Annotated in this window: 18 protein-coding genes; 16 read left to right on the forward strand and 2 right to left on the reverse strand. The window is 49.3% G+C overall.

All coding sequences use genetic code 11. The features are described from left to right. Position 1 precedes the first annotated feature (1 nt). The 11 genes from gspF to ACJJI1_RS19025 all read left to right on the forward strand — a co-directional run bounded on the left by gspF (position 2) and on the right by ACJJI1_RS19025 (position 9519). Positions 2-1219: a type II secretion system inner membrane protein GspF gene (gene gspF / locus ACJJI1_RS18975; RefSeq protein ID WP_413665695.1), complete on the forward strand. Its 1218-nt coding sequence runs from the start codon at positions 2-4 to the stop codon at positions 1217-1219. Between the two features lie 267 nt (positions 1220-1486). After that, on the forward strand, positions 1487-1915 hold the full coding sequence (gspG, locus tag ACJJI1_RS18980; protein WP_282932708.1) for a type II secretion system major pseudopilin GspG: 429 nt from the start codon (positions 1487-1489) through the stop codon (positions 1913-1915). Between the two features lie 19 nt (positions 1916-1934). Then, on the forward strand, positions 1935-2501 hold the full coding sequence (gene gspH / locus ACJJI1_RS18985) for a type II secretion system minor pseudopilin GspH (protein ID WP_444957635.1): 567 nt from the start codon (positions 1935-1937) through the stop codon (positions 2499-2501). Then, entirely contained in the window at positions 2491-2862 is a 372-nt protein-coding gene (gene gspI / locus ACJJI1_RS18990) for a type II secretion system minor pseudopilin GspI (RefSeq protein ID WP_444897205.1), read from the forward strand. The genes gspH and gspI overlap by 11 nt, the downstream gene beginning before the upstream one ends. A 5-nt stretch (positions 2863-2867) precedes the next feature. Then, entirely contained in the window at positions 2868-3596 is a 729-nt protein-coding gene (locus tag ACJJI1_RS18995) for a type II secretion system protein GspJ (protein ID WP_444957636.1), read from the forward strand. An 18-nt stretch (positions 3597-3614) separates the two neighbouring features. Next, positions 3615-4601, forward strand: coding sequence for a type II secretion system minor pseudopilin GspK (gspK, locus tag ACJJI1_RS19000; RefSeq protein ID WP_444957637.1), 987 nt, complete (start codon positions 3615-3617; stop codon positions 4599-4601). 11 nt (positions 4602-4612) lie between these two features. Next, positions 4613-5956: a type II secretion system protein GspL gene (gspL, locus tag ACJJI1_RS19005; protein WP_444957638.1), complete on the forward strand. Its 1344-nt coding sequence runs from the start codon at positions 4613-4615 to the stop codon at positions 5954-5956. 57 nt (positions 5957-6013) lie between these two features. After that, on the forward strand, positions 6014-6502 hold the full coding sequence (locus tag ACJJI1_RS19010) for a type II secretion system protein M (RefSeq protein ID WP_444897209.1): 489 nt from the start codon (positions 6014-6016) through the stop codon (positions 6500-6502). A 171-nt stretch (positions 6503-6673) separates the two neighbouring features. Then, a complete protein-coding gene (locus ACJJI1_RS19015) occupies positions 6674-6946 on the forward strand; it encodes an acetyltransferase (protein WP_282932716.1) in 273 nt (90 codons plus the stop codon). Between the two features lie 109 nt (positions 6947-7055). Continuing rightward, the gene (locus ACJJI1_RS19020; RefSeq protein ID WP_282932717.1) at positions 7056-7259 is read left to right on the forward strand and encodes a DUF2788 domain-containing protein; all 204 of its coding nucleotides are present in this window, start codon (positions 7056-7058) and stop codon (positions 7257-7259) included. A 46-nt stretch (positions 7260-7305) separates the two neighbouring features. Beyond that, positions 7306-9519 carry a hybrid sensor histidine kinase/response regulator gene (locus tag ACJJI1_RS19025; protein ID WP_444957639.1) on the forward strand — a complete coding sequence of 738 codons (2214 nt, stop codon included), beginning with the start codon at positions 7306-7308 and terminating at the stop codon, positions 9517-9519. Positions 9520-9746: 227 nt separating this feature from the next. On the opposite strand, the gene ACJJI1_RS19030 is transcribed toward ACJJI1_RS19025, so the two are convergent. After that, positions 9747-12884: a TonB-dependent receptor gene (locus tag ACJJI1_RS19030; RefSeq protein WP_444957640.1), complete on the reverse strand. Its 3138-nt coding sequence runs from the start codon at positions 12882-12884 to the stop codon at positions 9747-9749. Between the two features lie 234 nt (positions 12885-13118). Here ACJJI1_RS19030 and ACJJI1_RS19035 point away from each other — a divergent pair, with 234 nt between their 5' ends. Both ACJJI1_RS19035 and ACJJI1_RS19040 read left to right on the forward strand, forming a co-directional pair. After that, a complete protein-coding gene (locus tag ACJJI1_RS19035; RefSeq protein WP_444957641.1) occupies positions 13119-13943 on the forward strand; it encodes a S1/P1 nuclease in 825 nt (274 codons plus the stop codon). 872 nt (positions 13944-14815) lie between these two features. Then, entirely contained in the window at positions 14816-15526 is a 711-nt protein-coding gene (locus ACJJI1_RS19040) for a hypothetical protein (RefSeq protein ID WP_444957642.1), read from the forward strand. Positions 15527-15667: 141 nt separating this feature from the next. On the opposite strand, the gene ACJJI1_RS19045 is transcribed toward ACJJI1_RS19040, so the two are convergent. Further along, positions 15668-16564 carry an aldo/keto reductase gene (locus ACJJI1_RS19045; RefSeq protein ID WP_444957643.1) on the reverse strand — a complete coding sequence of 299 codons (897 nt, stop codon included), beginning with the start codon at positions 16562-16564 and terminating at the stop codon, positions 15668-15670. A gap of 251 nt (positions 16565-16815) precedes the next feature. Between ACJJI1_RS19045 and ACJJI1_RS19050 the strand changes: the two genes are divergently transcribed. The 3 genes from ACJJI1_RS19050 (at position 16816) to ACJJI1_RS19060 (ending at position 19210) form a co-directional block, all read left to right on the forward strand. Beyond that, on the forward strand, positions 16816-17154 hold the full coding sequence (locus ACJJI1_RS19050) for a hypothetical protein (RefSeq protein WP_413665706.1): 339 nt from the start codon (positions 16816-16818) through the stop codon (positions 17152-17154). Positions 17155-17423: 269 nt separating this feature from the next. Further along, entirely contained in the window at positions 17424-17810 is a 387-nt protein-coding gene (locus tag ACJJI1_RS19055) for a c-type cytochrome (RefSeq protein WP_444957644.1), read from the forward strand. Between the two features lie 5 nt (positions 17811-17815). Beyond that, positions 17816-19210, forward strand: a complete 1395-nt coding sequence (locus ACJJI1_RS19060) for an FAD-linked oxidoreductase, L-gulonolactone oxidase family (RefSeq protein ID WP_444957645.1) — start codon at positions 17816-17818, stop codon at positions 19208-19210. Positions 19211-19212: the final 2 nt, after the last annotated feature.

The raw sequence follows: 19212 nt of genomic DNA on the forward strand, positions 1-19212 counted from the left end.
TGTGGCAGCTTTTGAGTATACAGCGCTGGCAGCATCCGGCCGCAAGAGTCGCGGTACGCTCGAGGCGGATAGCGCGCGCGCTGCGCGGCAGCAACTGCGCGCGAAAGGCATGGTGCCCCTGGAAGTCAGTGCAGCTACCGAAAAAGAAGAGAAGGGCGGCGCCAGCTTTCTATCTGGTAGCCCTGGGCTGAGTGTTAAAAACCTGGCCCTGCTAACTCGGCAGATGTCCACCTTGCTTCGAGCGGGAATTCCCCTGGAAGAAACCCTTGGGGCCATTGCCAACCAGACACGCAACCAAAAAATCAAACGCGTGGTATTGGCTGTTCGGGGCAAAATTCTTGAAGGGCACAGTTTCGCCTTGGCCCTGAGCAGTTTTCCACGGGCATTCCCCAAACTCTATCGCGCTACGGTTGAAGCAGGGGAGCACTCTGGTCATTTGGATGCGGTGCTGGATCGCCTTGGTGACTATACGGAAGGGCAGCAGCAATTTCGGCAGAAGGTGCAGCTGGCTCTGATCTACCCAGTTGTTTTGGTATTTATCTGTGTATTGGTTGTAACCGGTTTGATGGTGTACGTGGTACCTGATGTTATCGAGGTATTTACCGGCACCGGGCAGGTTTTGCCGCTGGCTACCCGCATCCTGGTCTCCATGAGCGATTTTATTTCTGCCTGGGGCTGGCTGGTGCCGCCGGCACTTGGGGCGCTCATTTTTGGCGCTGTGATGATGCTGCGGCGCCCGGCAATTCGGTATCGTTTCCACCACCGTTTGCTGGAGCTGCCAATTATTGGCTGGATGATGCGAGGGACACAGAGTGCTCGCTATGTAGGGACCCTGGCGATTCTTACGGGCAGCAGTGTGCCGCTGGTTCAAGCCATGGGTATCGCCGGTGGAGTAATGACCAATACCTTCCTTAAAGACCGACTCGATGCGGCTCAAAAGAGCGTGCGCGAGGGCGGGAGCCTTCGTAAAGCCCTGGAAGATGTAGGCTATTTCCCACCGATGATGATCTATATGATCGCAAGTGGTGAATCTTCGGGCACTCTCGATGAAATGCTTCAGCGTGCGGCGGATTCGCAAGAGCAGGATTTGCAGGGTGCGGTAACTGCCTTTGTGAGCATCTTTGAACCTCTGATGCTGCTGATAATGGCTGCCATCGTGTTGTTCATCGTTATGGCTATTATGATGCCAATTCTGAGCATGAACGAATTGGTTGTTTAATGCTCAAATTAGGTGTAGGTCAAAGAGAAATTGCGTAGCTGCTTCAGGAGGTTGGTATGAAATCCTTGCGCAACAGCGCCGGCTTTACACTGCTAGAGGCGTCGAAGATTCTTGTTGGGCTGGGAGCGGCAGTTTTGCTGGGCATGTTGCTGCTTTAGGCTGGGGAATCGTGTAATTTACTGATTTGGTGACTTTTAAATAATTGGGGTCACGAAGGGTATCGTGACCCTTGGGGTTCCCAGAGTTAGAGTGAACTAGGAGAGAAAAATGAAAACCCTACGTAAAAGTGGTGGCTTTACCCTGATTGAAATTATGGTGGTGATCGTAATTCTCGGGGTGCTTGGTGCACTGGTTGTACCTAATGTTCTTGGCAAGACCGGCGAAGCTCGAATGAAAGCGGCCAGGGTTGACCTGAAAGCTATCGAGACTGCACTGGACCTCTACCGCATGGATAACTTTGTCTACCCCAGCTCTGATCAGGGCCTCATGGCACTGGTATCCCGCCCATCCGGCTTCCCCGAAGCGAAGAACTGGACTGAGCCCTACCTGAAGAAAGCGCCAAAAGATCCCTGGGGCTATGAATATCAGTACATCAGTCCAGGCAGTGCCGGTGCCTACGACCTATTCACCCTCGGTGCCGATGGCAAAGCGGGCGGTGAGGGCGAAGCTGCTGATATCTACGTTACTGACCTGTAACACTTGAAATTTGCACTTGATGTATAGCATCGGTCGAAGCCGTGGCTTTACGCTGATCGAACTGTTGGTAGTGATTGTCATCATCGCCTCTCTGGCTGGCATGGCGACTCTATCGATGGGGAATTCCGGCGGGCGCGTGTGGCAAAAAGAAGCCCAGCGCTTGTCGGCCCTTTTGCAGTTGGTTGCGGATCGAGCCCTGATTGACAAAATGCATTACGGCGTTGTTTTTGAGCAGGGCACTTATAGCGTGGTGCATTTTGAGCAAGAAACAATGACCTGGATGCCGATAGATTCGGTTGCGTCGGGGAGGCGTGCTGCGCGTTTTGCCACCCATGAATTGCCGGAAATTGTTCGCCTTGAAGTGATAACTGAGGCGGAGCTGCCGTCGGTAGAATCCACGGAATTTGCAGAAGAGACCAATGAAGATCGGGTCGTTCCGCAATTTGTTGCTCTCTCCAGTGGAGAGGTACTTCCCGTGGAAGTTGCCATGTACCTTGTTGAGAATGGCGACGACGTTCGAGGTGCGACTATTTCTTACACCAGCCTGAACGGATTGCAGCTAGAGTGGCAGGCCGATGAATTTTAAGAGAGCCCAGCGCGGTTTTACATTAGTAGAAGTCTTGATAGCCCTGGTTATTTTTGGGGTTATTGCCGCCAGTGTTCTGAAGGCAATGCAGCGTAGTGTTGGCCAGCAGCGGGTGATGGAGGATCGCCTCTCGGCAAACTGGGTTGCCCAACAAGTGCTCTCCCAAGTCCGCGTGCAAACTCCTTGGCCTCCTTTAGGGGAACAAACAGATCAGGTGGTCTTGGGGCAAAGGGAGTGGGAGGTTAGTGCCCGAGTGGAGGCCACCAGTAATGAGCGCTTGCGCCATATCATTATTGAAGTAGGCCACCTGGATGCTGAGTACCCAACTCTGACCCTGGATGCCTGGGCTGCGGAGGAGTAACTGATATGTCTTTGCGCCTTCCCAGCCAGTCGGGCTTTACCCTCATTGAAGTCCTCATAGTTTTAGTTCTTGTCGCCATTATCAGTGTCGGTTCCTTTTCGCTGTTGGGACTCTTTTTTGACACCGAAGAGATGGTGGACCAGAGGGCAGAGCAGCTACGTCGCTTTTCTATGGCGATGTACCGTATAGACAATGATTTTCGCCAGGTAACTGCCCGCGCTGTAAAGAATGCCTACAGCGGTTATGAGCATGCGTTACGTGGTGATGAAGATGAGTTGGAATTTACGCGCCTTGGTGCGGCAAACCTCACCGGGGAACCTCGGGGCGAGCTATTGCGTTTGAGTTATAGCATCGGATACGCCGAGGATCTTGAGATCGACTCCCTGACCACCGGCACAGGCCGGGAGGGCGAGGACGATATAGGTGGGTTATTGCTGCGCAGTCGCTGGCAGGTCTTGGATCGGTCTCCCGATTCTGCGCCCATCGCCGAGCCCCTGCTAATGGGGGTCGAAAGTTTAAATCTTCAATATCTGGACCCAGACACTGAAGCCTGGGTTGCCCAGTGGCCTCCGATCAGCTCAGGCGGCCCCGATACAGACGCGGATACGCGACTTCCACAAGCGATTGAGTTTGTCATCGTTACCCGACAGTACGGGGAGATCCGGCGTGTCTTCCAGATACTGGCAGCGGAAGACAGTTCCTCTGCTGACGATGATGATGATGACGAGCGTTAGGCGATGAAAGGTAGAAATATGCCGAGCTCGCTGGCTCGTCAAAAAGGGGTGGCTCTGATTGTTGTACTGCTGGTGATGGTGATTGCCATCGCGGCGGTATCCCACGCTATCTTGCGCGATCAGATTGCGATTTCCCGCAGCGGTGCACTGTTGGCCAACACACAGTTGGCAGAGTTTGTTGAAGCGGCTGAGGCCTGGACACGGGTAGCGCTGTTGGAGGATTTCGAGGAAGACCAGGAAGAGGAGGAAACCGCAGACCATGCCTTGGAGGCCTGGGCATTCCCCGTTCTGCAATTCAATCCTGATAATGGCAAAATTCGCATGAATATCAAAGACTTACATTCATGCTTTAACGTGAATAATTTGTCTGATAGCAGCGATAGTGATCAATTCGAGATCTTCCAGCGCCTGGTGAATAATGTTACCGGCAAGTCTGACCTGGCCAAGTCAATTGCAGATTGGGTGGATGACGGTGATACCCCGCGAACCTCGGGGACAGAGGATGACGGCTACCTGGGTAGGGAACTTGCCCACAGAACACCGGACATGATGATCACTGATATTTCTGAATTGTCATCGGTAGTAGATATGGAGTTAGAGGACTGGGAGAAACTGGTGCCTTTCCTGTGTGCCCTCCCGGAGACAGGAACCCTGGTGAATATCAACACGGCTTCTGAGGAGTTGATCGAGGCGATTGAGCCTTCCGCAAGTGTTTCCAAGTTGGTGCAACTTCGCGAGTCGGGCGGTTATATCAGTGACACAAGTGAATATGCAGATTATGAAATCGCTAACTCGGGGCCTTTTACTTTTCAAAGCCAGCACTTTCTGGCGCGAATTGCTGTCCAACTCGGAAGCGATGGCGAATACAGGCAGTATTGGGAGTCTGCCCTGGTTCGGAATAGTACAGATGGCAAGGTTCGGGTGCGCCAGCGTCAGCGCCGGGCCTTTTCTGGTCAAATGATGCAGGAGTTGCTCGAGTACGAAAGCACTGAAGAGAGCGAATAGTTAGAAATTGTATGTTTAAAAAGAAAAGCATTAACGAGATTGAAGCCCCTACAGCGCCTCCTCGGTCGTCTCTGGTTCTGCTGCGGTTGAGCGAAACTGCTGACCTGACTCTGCGCCTGCATCAGTGGCAAGAGGGTAATTGGCAACAAGTAGCCTTGGATTCAGAATTTGCTCAGGCATTTAGTCCCGAATTTGAAGCTGTCGAAGAGCAGCCTGAATTCCCTCAGCTCAACCTCCCTGAGGGAGCCAAAGCGCTACTGATGGTGCCTGGTAACTGGGTATGGAGCGGTCTCGAAACTATACCTAAGGCAGCTCGTCGCCAGGCAAGTGCCATTGGTTACATGGTTGAGGAGCATTTGGCCCAGGATGTCGAGGACTTACACTTTGCCTGCAGACCCCGCACCGGTGATCTCTGCAGCGTATACGCCATTGATGTTGAAAAAATAGAAGCGCTTCACTCCCAGTTGGAGCGGCTCCAGTGGCCGCTGGCTGCTGTAGTGCCGGAGTATGAATTACTTAGCTTGATCGAAGGTGACATTCGCCTGTGGCTGGATGGCGGCCAAGCGCATATCTGGAAAGATGCCGGGCAGGGTCTAACTGTTAATCGCGATTTTTTACAACCTCTTCTTGGTTCGCTATTAGTTGATGAAGGTGATGAATCCGAAGGCGAAGATGATTCTGAAAGCGGCGAGCCGATCGATAACAAACAGGTAGTACTGCTGGGGGCTGGCGAGCAGGATGGGCTGCTGATTGCTGAGTTGGAATCCCAGTTTGGCGATGGCTTACAGCTGAACCAGCGCTCAGCGGAAGAAGTCTTTATTGAACGGTTCAAGCTGGGGCTGCTAACAAACTTGCTAACTGGAGATTATCAGTTATCGAGTAATAAGAGCGCTGCGGCTTGGTGGATACGCCCGGCTAAAGTTGCTGCCGCTTGTTTTGTTATCCAGCTACTGTTTTTCGTTGGTGCCGGTGCTTTTTATCAGTGGAAGGGCAACCAGTCTGAAGAGCAGGCCCGGGCGATGTTTACGGAATTGTTCCCGAATACTCGACCGTCTGCCCAGATACGCCGACAGCTTGAAGGTTTCCTGAAAGGCGCGGGTAATCAGGGTGGTGCTTTCTCTACCCAGATGCAACAGTTGAGCAAAGTCTGGATTGCTCACAAAGGGGGAGCATTAAAATTACAGTCCCTTCGTTTTGATGGCCAGCGTGGAGAAATGGTGTTGCAGCTTCAGGCAGAAAACCTGTCTGATCTCGATGCATTTGTCAGCAAGCTATCTGGCGGCGGGATCAAGGCGGACCTGTTAGGTGCGAACGAGTTGAAAAAAGGCGTTTCAGGCCGTATTCGCTTACGTTAGAGCCAGCGGTTTATATAAAGCAGCCAGGCGTAAGAAGAGATTGGTGGTAGCAATATAATGAAAGAACAGATCGAACAGTGGCGTCAGAAATGGCAGGCACTTCCGCCCAATGACCAGAGAGCCTTGGGTTTGCTGAGTATATTCGGAGCCGTAATTTTTATAGTTTATGGCCTGTATTCCCCGGCAAAGGGCTTCTTTGATGAGTCTCGCTTGCGAGCGGAAGAAAATCGTGAGCTGGTTAACTGGATGGAGGGCCAGCGCCCGACGCTGGAGCGAATAAAGCCCGCAGGCGGTGGTGCTGGTAGTGCTTCAGGAACTCTTCTGCAGCGCGTTACTGGTGCGGCAAAACAAAACCAGATTGTGATTAAGCGCTTTGAGCCTGAGGGTGAAAACCGCATCCGATTGTGGATTGAAGAAGTCCGTTATCAGGATTTGCAACCCTGGTTGAATCGCCTAATGCAGGAGAAAATGGCTGTTCGCACGATTAATCTGGATGCCCTTGCCGATGAAGGTATGGTCTCCGCTCGATTGACGATCGAAGGCTAGTAACCTACCTACTGACAGGCTCGAATATAGAACTCGGGCCTGCCTCTCCCTATCAGCTCTTAACCGCACTCTGTCATCGGCGCTCCCACCCTCACAGAAGGAGGGCGGTTTTAGGCGGAAATGCCATCTTTAGCCCTATACTGGATTAGTAATGAGGAAAAAGGTGCCACTATGCTTTTTAAAGACATATCCACCAAGCATTTGGTAGAAGTGGCTGATATCGTCACACTTTCGAATCCCTACGAGCTGACTGTGGTAGGCCGTTATTTGTGGGGTGAAGAGATTCAGGACCCAGAAGTCTTCGATAAAACTGACTTATGCTTCCTCTCTGGTGAGCCACTTCCTAGATGCTGGCATGACAGCCGCTACCGGGATAAAGAGGTTCGCAGGCTTCGTTGCGGCACTCACGCTTCAGAGGATGGCGACTACTATCAGGGTGCTTGAATTTATAGTTTTACCAAATGGTACGGTGGTCGACTAGATTTTGCCAATGACTTACCAGTTGCCCTTAAGCACTGTACAATGCGCGCCAATTTTTTAAGCGAATGCACGCATGACATTTGAGCAGTTTGAAGAGTATTCCCTGTGGTTGGGAATCGGTGCACTAATTCTATTTATGGTGTTTATTGTTTGGAACCTGGCAAAAGACTCCAAGGCTGGTAGATTTGGAACATTTATTCTGTTCCTCGCTCTGGGGCTTGGATTGCTGGGATTTCTAATAAAGACCGTTTTGGTTGAAGTACTCGGGATAGGCTAGGGAGCTTCAATGGCACCGGATACCCAGTCTCTCAGGGAAGGTCGCAATGTCTATATTTGATCGCCCTGAACTCAAGGTTCAAAAAGACAGACGTATTTGCCGCGCAACTGATATGCGTATCGCCAAATATACCCGGCGCGGCATGGTGCTCTCCCTTTTTGCATTTCTGATCGCAGCCTCTATTGGCGACATGCGCCTAGAAGCTCCGCGCCTGTTATTAACAATGGGAATCGGCCTGGTAGTACTTACCCTGATCAGGGGCTACTACGTTTTTCGCTTCGACCACCTGTATGGCTCGGGACCAAATCGTTGGCGCAATCGTTACTTTCTGTTCTCGATTATCGGCTCAGCCTGGTGGGGCATTACCTTATTTTACTTTGTCTATTTAATGGGGTTTGCGCCTGAGACCCACTTCCTGTGGATCTACTCAGTAATCTTTTGCTCCAGTGTCACCACCGTATTTTCTCCCTACCATCGTTTCCTGACTTGGTTCACCGCAACCTCACTACTGCCAGCGGCGCTGATGGCACTGTTCTCGGGCATGATCCTGGGGACCATCTACGGGACTCTCACCCTCGCTTTTATTTGGCTGACTGCCCACCAGGGCCGTCGCGAATCGGAGAACTATTGGGAGCGTCTGTCTGCGATGCAGGAGCTGCAACAGAGAGCGAGTAGCCTGGCTGCAGCCCGCAAACACTCTGAAGCTGCAGTTGAACTGACCAATGAGTTCATAGTTAATATCGGACAGGAATTCCGCAGTCAGCTGTCTGATTCCCTTGGTGCCTTAGCGCTGCTCGAAGCTGAGCCATTGAGTGACCGTCAGCGCGAATGGGTAGAGCTGGCCAAGGTTGCCAGTAGCCAGCAACTCAAACTGGTTGATAATGTGGGCTTGTTTACCCGGGTGGCTCGCAAAGATATTCGGTTGCGCCAGGGCCCGTTTAACCTAGTTAAGACTGTAGAAAAATCATTCAAGTTTGCAGCGAGAGCTGCCCACAGTCAGGAGTTAGAATTTAACTTCCAGATTGATGACAATCTCCCGGTGATGGTGACAGGGGATAATCGCAAAACGGCCCAGCTGATTCGCAATCTGGTGGACTCCGCTACTGGCATTGCCCAAAGAGGCGAGCTGTGGGGTGAGGTATCTTATAACCCGATCACCACGGTAGAAGGGCAGCTCTCGATCACTTTGATGGATGATGGGCGCGGTGAGATATTGCCGGACGAGAGCGAACTTTTCGGTGCCTTCTCCCGTATGGATACCACCCAGGTAACTACAGGTCTCGGACTCTCGATTGCTAAAGGCCTAGCCGAAGCAATGGGCGGTTACCTTCAACTGCATTCAACCCCAGATGGCAACCGCTATCAGGTGGTGATCAAGTATTCCACCGAGCAAAACCAGCGAACCTACCTCACACCGGACAGAAAGTTACAGGATATTGAAGTCCTGTTAATTCATCAGAAAGGCCTATTTATTTCAGGTTTGGTGCAGGTGCTGCGTTCTTTTGGGATGGATGTAAAGTCGATCCGCTGGTGTGAAGGTTGTGAGTGCGAAGTCCAGCAGCTGCTTCGCCAAGCGGTAGAACGCAACCAATTGGTAATGATGGCACCGGCAATGGGGGATTCGACTCTTTTCGACTCCATTACGCCTTTCTTTGAAGAGTCCCAAGAAGCTGGTGAAAAAGAGAGTCGCCTGGTATGCCTGGGCGGCTTTGGCCAGAAAAGTGAGTTTGCTCGCCTGCAGCAACTCTTACCATCGTCACAGTATCTGAGTCGACCGGTGACCCGTAAAGAACTGCACGATGCGTTAGTGGGATTACTGTTTGGCGGTGCGAAAAGAAGCTGTCGAAGAGTGGTTACCGGTGGGGCGGATCAGCCGCGTCACTACTCTTTGTTGTTGGTGGAGGAGTCTAGGCCTCATCAATGGGTGACTGAGGAAATGCTTCAGGCTCTGGGTTACCAGGTAGATATAGCGGTAGATGCGGATGATGCGTTAGTTCGCTTGTCTGAAGGCCATTATGATTTGGTGTTAGTGGATTGCCAGCAAAATACAGACCACAGTGCGCAGATTATCGAGATACTGCGTCGCTGGGAGTCCGAGCACCGCCCGGATGATCGCCTGCCTATTGTTGCTGTAACCAGTACTACTGAAGAGCAATTTGAGGGCCGTTGCCTGGCAGCAGGTATGGATGATTTTCTGACTAAGCCTCTGAGCAAGGATCTTCTTCGGGAAACCTTGGCGCGTTGGCTGGGTAGTGCTTAGCTTACAGAGCTTGCTTTGATATTCAGTATAAAAACCGCACTTCAGTGCGGTTTTTTTATTTCCCATTTACTCAAGGTGGGCGTCTTGTGGCTTTGGAAGTTGGGAAAAGTGCTATTCCAAAGACCCATTATCAGTCGCTATTCAAATGATCGGCACCGAGAAACGGTTTTTGGTTAGGGAAATAGGAATGGCCGCAGCAATTGCTGCGGCATTCGACAAAGTGTGGGTTAGAACTCGTAGCGAATCCCCATACGAGCACTCCATAGAGAGGCATCGGTCACTCGGGTTTGCCCCGCTGGATCCAGGAATTCCTCAAATACGTAGCGCCCTTGGTCATCGATACTGGCCGTTACCGCTGACTGGTAACGAGGGAATCCGCCCTCATACATAACACCCCATTCGTCATTCAGCAGGTTGCCCAGGTTTTCAATAACAAAGTATGCATTAACCCGGTCTTCCGTGCGCCACCCCGGTAGTTGTTGGTCGATACGCAAATCGAACTTGGTCCACCAATCACTGTTAAGTGAATTGCGTTCCATAGTCCCGCTATCCAGGTCTTCAGAGTCAACCCAGGCGAAGAAGGCCTCAGTATCGAAGTCATCTGCAAATACAACATTGGCATCATCGGCGCCCGTGGGTACGTAGAGCAGGCCGCGATCCCAGCCGGCATCACCAAAGATCTGATCACCAAACGTGTAGCTGTAAGGAATGCCTTCATTGGCAGAACCAAACAAGGTGAATCGTGTTTCGTAGCCTGAGAAAAACTCTTTGGTGTAATCCAGTTTCAAAGTGAAGCGATGGGGAACTACATAGTTTGATGTTGCAGTGCCTGGATTCTGTGCATCAGCGGTAGCGATTTTGGTGTAATTGGAGTAAGCCACCGAGCTGGTCATGGGGTTAACATCTTCAGCTTCGGTGAAGGCATAGCCAAGGGCAATACTCAGGCCAAAATCAAAAGACTTGCTGAGGCCTAGAGAAAGTACGCTGGAATAACCGGAGTCGCCATCCACATTGGTCAGCATGAAGTCTTCGCTGCGACCATTGGCACTGCCGTAAATTGGGCGCCCATCAGCAGTCGAGTCAACTTGCTCAAGAGAGATATCTTGAATAATTGCGGCATCTTGATAATCGCTGTACAAATAGTCTATAGATGCTAAATAACCGGATTCAAATTCGTAGCTACCGCCGATTGCATACTTCCAGATGGATGGCAGTTCAAAATCCGGATCCATCAGGTTGACCCCACCTACAGAACCATCACTATTTGCGACCATATCATAGAGGTCTTGTGGGATTTCATAGATCGGATCGCCGTTATTGGTCCAGTCCATATCAAATAGGGGGGTACCGCTTCTATCTTGGGCTTCGATTTGCAGAACACCATTATTTGAGTAGTTATTAGAAATCCATACATTGGGATTCCCACCGGAGTAAAGGCCGATACCGCCGTGTAGCTCCAGGTTATCGTCAAGGTTCCAGCTCAGGCCCAGGCGAGGTTGTAGCAGGTCCAGGCCATCCATATTGTGCTGGTTGGAAAAGCCATAAGTAGAGGTTATGTCTGCGTTAGCTACTGGCTTGTCATCACTGCTGTAGCGGTCATAGCGAAGTCCCGCAACCACTGTCAGGTCCAGATTTGCGAAGGTATATTCATCCTGGGCGTAGAGTGTATCGATGCTGTAACTGAATTCAGCGGCAGCGTCTAAAATATTGTTGCTACCAGCTGCATTCTCATAAGTTACACGGTTGGCAATCCCAGCTTCAAAATCTTCGATACTATCGAAACGGTATTCTCCTGCCGCCTCCTGAATAAACAGGTTGTAGACATCGAAGTTCTCATGCTCATAGCCGGCTGTTATGTTGTGTTCGCCCAACAGTAGTTTGCCTGCGAGCTTGAATGTCAGGTTTTCATAGCTCAGCTTGTTGGCATGGCGAGAATCATCAGCACCTAGATAGACTGTCGCACGGGAGTCATTGCCGTCGTTGTCATGATCGTTGTAAGTGGTGATTTGAACTTCACCAAAATCAGTTCCACCCAGGGAGTTTTGGCGGTTGTCCAAATCGGAGTAGCCAATCTTCACCTCTGTAGAGAATATGTCACTCCAATCGGAGAAAAGTTGTGCAACATAGGAGTTTAATTCGGCTCCGCGCTCGTAATAGTGGTTGGATAGTTCCAGCTCATCGGGGTCATTGTCGGCCTCGGCTATGGAAAAGCCGTCGTTGTAGTTGTAAGTAAACGCAGCTCGGTGATCGTCAGAGATATTCCAATCAAGTTTCACCAACAGCTTTTCGTCTTCTTCTGGCATGCTGGTGGGTAGGCCGCCCGGATTGTAGCCATAGACTTCATTGGAAATACGAATAATCTCATTGAGCTGCTCTTGGGAAACCCCTTGTACTTCGGTGGCAGAGCTGCTGCCTGCAGGTCCTCTGTCAAAAGTGGCAACGCCTTCCAGCTTTTCATAGGCAGTAAAGAAAAAGAGTTTATCTTCGATAATGGCTCCACCCAGAGTTGCGTTGTAACGCTTCTCATCAAAACTGGCCACATCGATATCGTCACCTTCCAGGGAATCACCACGGAAACCATCATCGGTGTAGTCGTAGAAAAATGAACCATGCCACTCATTGGTGCCGGACTTGGTCACTGCGTTGATATTACAAGCGCTGAAACCGCCATACTGAACATCGAACGGCGCCAGTTCGACGGCGACATGATCGATAGCATCATACGAGAACGGCATACGTTCAGTGGGGTAGCCATTGCTATTCAGACCGAAGTTGTCATTCATGCGTACGCCATCAACCGTAAGGCTATTGAAGCGAGGGTTGGCGCCGGCGCACTGGATAGCATCAACATTGGCTTCATCCACATAAACTCGCGGATCGAGACGTAGCACATCCTTGATATCGCGATTAATGGAAGGGGCACTGGCAAGGTCGTCACTGTTAAAGTGCGAAGATGGACCTACAGCTAAGCGGGAGGTACTGAGCGCTTGTCCCAATACGGTTACTTCTTCCAGATCGCTAGTGCCGAGGGTTAGGCTCAGAGGGAGGATATCACCAACGGAGAGGTAGATATCTTCAATAACTCGCTGGCCTTCCTCGGAATCGATGGTGACGGTGTAGGGGCCACCCACTCGCAGGCCACTCAGGTTAAATTGTCCCGCGTCGCTGACTTCTACTTCACGGCGGCTATTGGAGGGGGTGTGAACCACTGTTACAGTCGCATTGGTAATTGCTTGACCGTTGCTTCCGGAAATAGAGCCGCGAATGCCGGCTGCAGTTTCCTGTGCCTGAGATACCTGCGCCATACTGGCAACAGAAATAATCGCCGCAGATAGTAATACGCGCGGGAACAGAGAAGGTTTCATAGCGTTTTCCTGGTCTAAAGAATTGCCAACTCAAGTGGCCCAAGTAATTATCGAGTTTTGCTCTTGCAACTTAAGTTCCAAGTTCCAATGGAGACTGTTATGTGATTTTTATTGGGTACTGTCTAAGAGCTGAAGCGATTATGTAGTGCACATATAAATAAATTATTACAGCCGTGAACTTGTCACATACTGGCGTTAAAGTACGCAGCAAATTCACTCTGGCGGACATGCCCAATGAGCATACGATTGATAATTGCCCGTATAGCAGTTGCACTATTCGGACTCACAGCTATGACACAAGCACACGCTTGGGGAGATGATGGTCACAGGGTCGTTGGAGAAATTGCATGGCATTACCTGGACCCGGAGGTAGCCGCCGAAATAGAGTTGCTCCTTGATGAAGTTGGTGAGCCGCACCTAGCTGAATCCACAACTTGGGCTGATCGAATTAGGTCTGATGAGACTTATAACTGGGCTGCGCCGCTTCACTATATAAACTTGTCTCGAGACTGGTCTTCTTATGATGAGGCGAGGGACTGCCCACCTGCGGGTTGTATATTGAAGGCCATTCAAAGATATCGGGAAGCATTGGCTGATCGCTCACGCACTAAGATGGAGCGCGCAGAAGCATTGATGTTTGTTGCCCATTTCGTTGGAGATCTCCACCAACCACTACATACCGGATTGTATTCGGACAAGGGGGGCAATGATGTTCAGGTCCAGTTCTATGGAACTGAAACAAATTTACATGCGCTCTGGGATATCCATATGGTCGCCCGTTTGTTTTTAGACTGGCAAGATTATGCTCAGGAGCAAACGGATAAAATTAGTGCGGCTGAGAGGCAGATCTGGCAGTCTACCTCGGCCGAAGTTTGGGCCCGGGAGTCTCATCACTTAGCCCATGATCTCGCCTATACCAGCGAAACACAACTTGGGGAAAAGTACTTTCTGCGCTGTCAGGACTCCCTTGAAAAGCGTTTGCAGCAGGGGGGAGTTCGCCTGGCCTCTGTTCTAAACAGTGCACTTGGTAACCCTGCGATCGATGTGGCTAATAAGTAAATTCTTTCTTGGGGCTCGCCTGACTCTACGCCATTGATGTGGTGAGCCAAAAGTGAAGTTTCAAAATCAGTCGAATTATCCTCTTTTATCTTTGTTCTCTTGATGTCTATTGGTTAATTAATTGGAATGTCATCAATTTGTCCGATAAGCAGTCGGTAATTGCCTAGAACTGTAGATATGTAAAGTTATCTATTTCGAAATATGGCTGAAATTTGCAATTATTATCCCATTTAAATCTTTGCTCAAGTAAGTAGGGGGGGAGTGAAATCTTTAGCTCGAGTAGCTCGTGAGTAATGCGATTGAGAAGGTTGGAGAGGGAAAGTCAAAGGCGATTGTGGATGAGAGAAAGGATCTTTAGAGTAGCTTCCCCTCAGCCTTTTGAGTCTTCCTTGTACAGGTATACCTATAAAAGGAATCCTTTATGCGGGAGTTTTTAGTATGTGAGTTCTCTTATGGTTGTTGTTTTGTAATTTCCTAATAATTTTCATGATTCAACTATACTCGGTTATAAGCAAATAATATCTAATAACTGCTTTATGTCCTTTCATATCTTGAGTTTTATTATGGACCCATTGGGTTGATTGCGATTCTCTGATAAATTTTAGAGGATACATGGCTCCTATATTTACTTTGCCTCTCAGTTACCCCTTCTCTTCAGCTTGAAATATTTTCCGTGTTGACACAGTAGTACCAGATTTGGTATCAAATAATCTCGAGTCATATAGAAAGTCTGTCAATTTTCATTAGGTCCTGAGTAATAAAAATAATAATTCAGTGGCTTTAGCGATGAATTGAAAGAGTTCTTGAATTGTCAAAATATTAAATAACAATTTTGGTAAAAAAATTCATAGTCGTTATGGAGGATGTGGGCGATGAGCGGAAGAGGTTTTAATCCTAGGGCGTGTGAAGGATATTTTGCAGGTATTTGTTTTGTATCCAGTTTGAGGTCATACGGTTCTCTTTTTTCCAGGTTTTACGCGCAGTGGTGGAATAATGGTGGGGTGGAAAGTTCTTTGGGTAGAACATGGAATGGGCACACGGCATTAATATCAGGTCACAATGGTGTTATTGATACTATTGTAGGTTGGGACCCCAACAGTTCTTGGGATGCATTTAAAGGCTCAGTGGGCGGGCGTCACAATAGTATGAGGCCTATTGCTGGTCGTTGGCGTGATGACACGGGGATGAACGCAGACCCAACAGCGCAGTATTATGGTTTGCAAGTCACCCAAAATGAACACAATGAGTTCCGGAATTTTTTGAGGCGTGAACTTTTGGGAACCCAAGGCTTCGGCAATGCCTATAATGACCCTAATTGCGGAGAGCTTTCATTTCAATATGCATTTGCCCCAGGAAAGTGGATGGAACGTTTGAGTTCTCTGGAGGGAAATAATAATGGGCAGTTGCAGATTATTTCCAACTGTTCAGATGCGGCATTCCATGTATTGGCGAGCTTTCTCTACGATTGGCGCAAGGGTAACTTAGTTACCGAACTGGCATCTTTTATGAATAATGGGGATGAGAAAAATAAAAATATGTCCCAGGGACGCTTGATGCAGTGGTCAAGCCAGATGGGACCGTAGAACAAATATACTTATCTGGTTGATGGGTGGTGTAACCGAATTAAAGTTACACCCCCCAATTGTTAAGCAAGAGGTTAGTCTTAATAAATTATTTTTTGCGTAAGCCAAGTAATCAATAATTTGTTAGGCTGAAAGCTGGATCTAGGGAACTTCAATTCCCTTAGAGGCGGTCCATATTCTATACCACTGCTCTCTACTCAAGTTGAGTTTCAGGCTTTCTATCGCCGACTGAACGCGCTCAATTTTTCCCGACCCCATAATTGCTAGGGGCTTGGAGGGAAAGCGTCGTACCCACGCATAGATTACCTGGTCAATACTGGCTGCCCCGATTTCCTCCTTGATATCTTCCAGGGTGATTCGTAACCGTGTTGCCTGGGTGCTTGATCCACTAAAAATTTCCCCTCCAGCTAAGCAGGACCAAGCCATAGGATGAATTCTATATTGCTGCAGTTGATCCAGGGTTCCATCCTCCGCAGCGCTAAAATTGATAGGATTAATCTCGACCTGATTTGTCACCAGTGGTGAGCTCAGGCGGGACTGCAACAAATCAAATTGCTGGGAGGTAAAGTTGGAAACGCCGAAATGTAATACCTTACCGGACTTCTGCAGTTCGGCGAATGTGCTGGCAATTTCATCTGCATCCATCAAAACATCAGGTCGGTGAAGAAGCAGGATGTCGATGTGCTCTACACCGAGGTGGGCTAAGGAGTTATTAACCGAGTGCTGAATATGTTCAGCGCTGGAGTCATAGTACTTAACTTTCCTGTTTGGATATTTTTCAGAAAGCAATTTGATATTGCATTTGGTGACAATCTCGATGTGATTGCGAACAGATCTATCCAGCTTAAGGGCCTCGCCGAATAACTGTTCGCAGGAGTAATCTCCGTAAATATCAGCATGATCTACGGTGGTAACCCCTATATCTATATGTTGCTTTAGGAATGTCAGGCGCTCCTGAGGGCTTAAATTCCAATCACTCACACGCCAGTAGCCTTGGATCAACTCTGACAGTTCTGGTCCTTTTGGAGAAACTAGCACTCTATTAACCACTGAATACCTACCTGATCGAAAAGCATTAGGGTATTCCTGTTCCTGTTGATACTCAACGCCTAAAGTAGAAGGGTAGGCAGCCCAAAGTCGCCATCGGTGTCATAAATGTCATTGAGTCATGTTGATCGTTGAGCTAGCTGACAACTGAAATCGGAGCAACTTTAGAGTCATTTCTCAATGCCCTGATGTTCTGAGGATCACTAAAGAGGCTTGGGTTTTTACTTTCACAGGAGTACCGCATGGTTAGTACCGAGGAAAAAGTTTCCGGCTGGTTGATAATTACTTACTCAATTTTGATGTTGTTGATATCCAGCGCAATATTGTTATTCCTATACGCAGTTTTTGGTAATTCAATTTTGAGTATGCCATTCAATATATTCAGTCTTATGGGATTGATGATAATACTGTTTGCGTCTTTGAATATTTTGGGGGTCTTTGCTGGCATTGCTGTCCTTTTGGATAAAAGGTATGCCCCAGAATTAGCTTTAATATTTTCAACAGTGAGTGTACTAAATGTTCCGCTGGGCACTTTGGTCGGCGGTTTCTATTTATGGCTATATATTCGTAAATATAAATAGCTCTTTTTGATGTTTGCAAAGCCTGTCTACTGTTAACAAGAGTCATTTTATCTCTGTAATAAATGCTGATTTTAACTTCGAGGTGTACATAGGCTTTAGTTCTCTAAGTGGTACGCAAATAAATTACGATAGAAATTATTGAGAACAGGCAGCTCAAGTGGTTGTTTTAGCAGTCATCATGATTAACAATAGTGCCAGCGATATGTACACGATAGCTTTGGCAATAGCCAAAAAGAAATAAACAACAATAATGTAGTAGGTGTACGCATATGGAACTGGAAGTCTTGTGCCGGAGCTTTAAGCTCTTGTCTCTTTTTTTGGTACTAAATGTCATTCAAGGATGTTCTGAGCCTCCACAGAATAGTGAAAAAAGCCGGGCACTTTTGACCCAAAGAGCGCTGTCTCTTGCGCCCGCTGATCCGGAAATCGCTGAAATATATACTCGCACTTGCCGCAGCTGTCACAGCACTGGCGCCAGCGCCGCACCCCTTACCGGAGATTTGGCCAACTGGAAGCCCCGTATGGAGAAGGGGATGGATGTGTTGGTGGAAAATGCTATCAATGGGTTCCAGGGTATGCCGCCACTAGGCCTTTGTTTTGAGTGCTCCCCCGAGCAGTTTGAACAGTTGATTGTCTTTATGGCTACAGCGGAGTAAAGGATATGGGGTTCAATCGTCGCCAGTTTATTAACTCTATCGCGATCGGCTCCGCATCATTAGCGGCCGCGCCCATCTCATCAGTTGCACGTACCTTATTGCAAGCTGCAGCTCCACCGACAAAAAAAGCGGGTGTTCGGTGGAGGAATTGGTCTGGTTCACAAGAGTGTCTGCCGGCCCATCGTCTGGCTCCCAAAGATATTCCCGCACTGCAAACGATAATTGCGGAAGCGCAAGGTACGGTCAGGGCGGTAGGTGCGGGCCACTCCTTCACTGCACTGGTACCCACTGACGATACAATTATTTCATTGGGCCGCATTACCGGCGTTGCCGATCACGATTCCGACAAGGTCCAGGCGACAATCTACGCTGGCACCCGTGTAGCAGACATTGGCCAACCCTTAGAGGACATCGGTCAAGCGCTGATTAACCAACCAGATATCGATGAGCAGACTTTAGGTGGTTGCCTGGCAACCGCGACCCATGGAACCGGTGCAGGCTTGGGTTGTATGTCCAGCTATGCAACGGGTATGGAACTGGTGACCGCTGGGGGGGATACGCTCTGGTGTGATGGTGAGGAAAACCCCGAGGTGTTCGCGGCAGCGCAAGTATCCCTTGGCAGCCTGGGTATGGTGACCAAGGTGCGTATGCAGAACCAGCCCAGCTACCGTTTGCGTCGTGAATCTTGGGTAGCGCCCCTGGAAGAGGTGTTGGATCAGGCTCCAGAATTGGCAGAGGCCAATCGGAACTTTGAATTTTACTATATCCCATTTTCTGGGATGTGCATGGCTGATTCCCACCAGCCGACCACAGAGGAAATCTTCTCTACGGAGCGGGAAGATACTAATGAAGCGGTGATGACCCTGAAATCCGTGCGGGACTGGCTGGGTTGGTCACCGAAGTTGCGCCAGTTTGCGCTGCAAAATGCGATGGAAGATATCGAGAGGGAAGTCGTTGTCGAGTCCTCCTGGCGGAATTACGCCAGTGAGCGAAACGTACGTTTCAATGAAATGGAGTACCACTTGCCCCGCGAGGACGGTTTGAAAGCCTTCGCGGAAATACGTCGAACGATTGAGGAAAATAACCTGGATGTTTTCTTCCCTATCGAGGTGCGTTTCGTTAAAGCTGACGATATCTGGCTGAGTCCGTTTTATAAGCAAGATTCCGTGTCCATCGCCATACACCGCTACTTTGAAGAGGACCACCTACCGCTATTTCAGGCCATTGAGCCCATTATGCGCAAATATGGGGGCCGCCCGCACTGGGGCAAGTTAAACAAGCTACAAGGCTCGGACTTTGCCGAGCTCTACCCTCAGTGGCAGGATTTTCTTGAGGTTCGCCGAGAGCTGGACTCCAGTGGTAAGTTCTTAAACCCCTATCTGAAAACGCTTTTTACCTGAGC

It is taken from the genome of Microbulbifer maximicatervae (SeqCode), assembly GCF_052467065.1.

Bases quoted from the DNA above. Each gene is read 5' to 3' on its own strand.
- gspG (WP_282932708.1), top strand. From the start codon at position 1,487: ATGAAAACCCTACGTAAAAGTGGTGGCTTTACCCTGATTGAAATTATG.
- gspH (WP_444957635.1), top strand. From the start codon at position 1,935: ATGTATAGCATCGGTCGAAGCCGTGGCTTTACGCTGATCGAACTGTTG.
- gspI (WP_444897205.1), top strand. From the start codon at position 2,491: ATGAATTTTAAGAGAGCCCAGCGCGGTTTTACATTAGTAGAAGTCTTG.
- ACJJI1_RS18995 (WP_444957636.1), top strand. From the start codon at position 2,868: ATGTCTTTGCGCCTTCCCAGCCAGTCGGGCTTTACCCTCATTGAAGTC.
- gspK (WP_444957637.1), top strand. From the start codon at position 3,615: ATGCCGAGCTCGCTGGCTCGTCAAAAAGGGGTGGCTCTGATTGTTGTA.
- gspL (WP_444957638.1), top strand. From the start codon at position 4,613: ATGTTTAAAAAGAAAAGCATTAACGAGATTGAAGCCCCTACAGCGCCT.
- ACJJI1_RS19010 (WP_444897209.1), top strand. From the start codon at position 6,014: ATGAAAGAACAGATCGAACAGTGGCGTCAGAAATGGCAGGCACTTCCG.
- ACJJI1_RS19015 (WP_282932716.1), top strand. From the start codon at position 6,674: ATGCTTTTTAAAGACATATCCACCAAGCATTTGGTAGAAGTGGCTGAT.
- ACJJI1_RS19020 (WP_282932717.1), top strand. From the start codon at position 7,056: ATGACATTTGAGCAGTTTGAAGAGTATTCCCTGTGGTTGGGAATCGGT.
- ACJJI1_RS19025 (WP_444957639.1), top strand. From the start codon at position 7,306: ATGTCTATATTTGATCGCCCTGAACTCAAGGTTCAAAAAGACAGACGT.
- ACJJI1_RS19030 (WP_444957640.1), bottom strand. From the start codon at position 12,884: ATGAAACCTTCTCTGTTCCCGCGCGTATTACTATCTGCGGCGATTATT.
- ACJJI1_RS19035 (WP_444957641.1), top strand. From the start codon at position 13,119: ATGAGCATACGATTGATAATTGCCCGTATAGCAGTTGCACTATTCGGA.
- ACJJI1_RS19040 (WP_444957642.1), top strand. From the start codon at position 14,816: ATGAGCGGAAGAGGTTTTAATCCTAGGGCGTGTGAAGGATATTTTGCA.
- ACJJI1_RS19050 (WP_413665706.1), top strand. From the start codon at position 16,816: ATGGTTAGTACCGAGGAAAAAGTTTCCGGCTGGTTGATAATTACTTAC.
- ACJJI1_RS19055 (WP_444957644.1), top strand. From the start codon at position 17,424: ATGGAACTGGAAGTCTTGTGCCGGAGCTTTAAGCTCTTGTCTCTTTTT.
- ACJJI1_RS19060 (WP_444957645.1), top strand. From the start codon at position 17,816: ATGGGGTTCAATCGTCGCCAGTTTATTAACTCTATCGCGATCGGCTCC.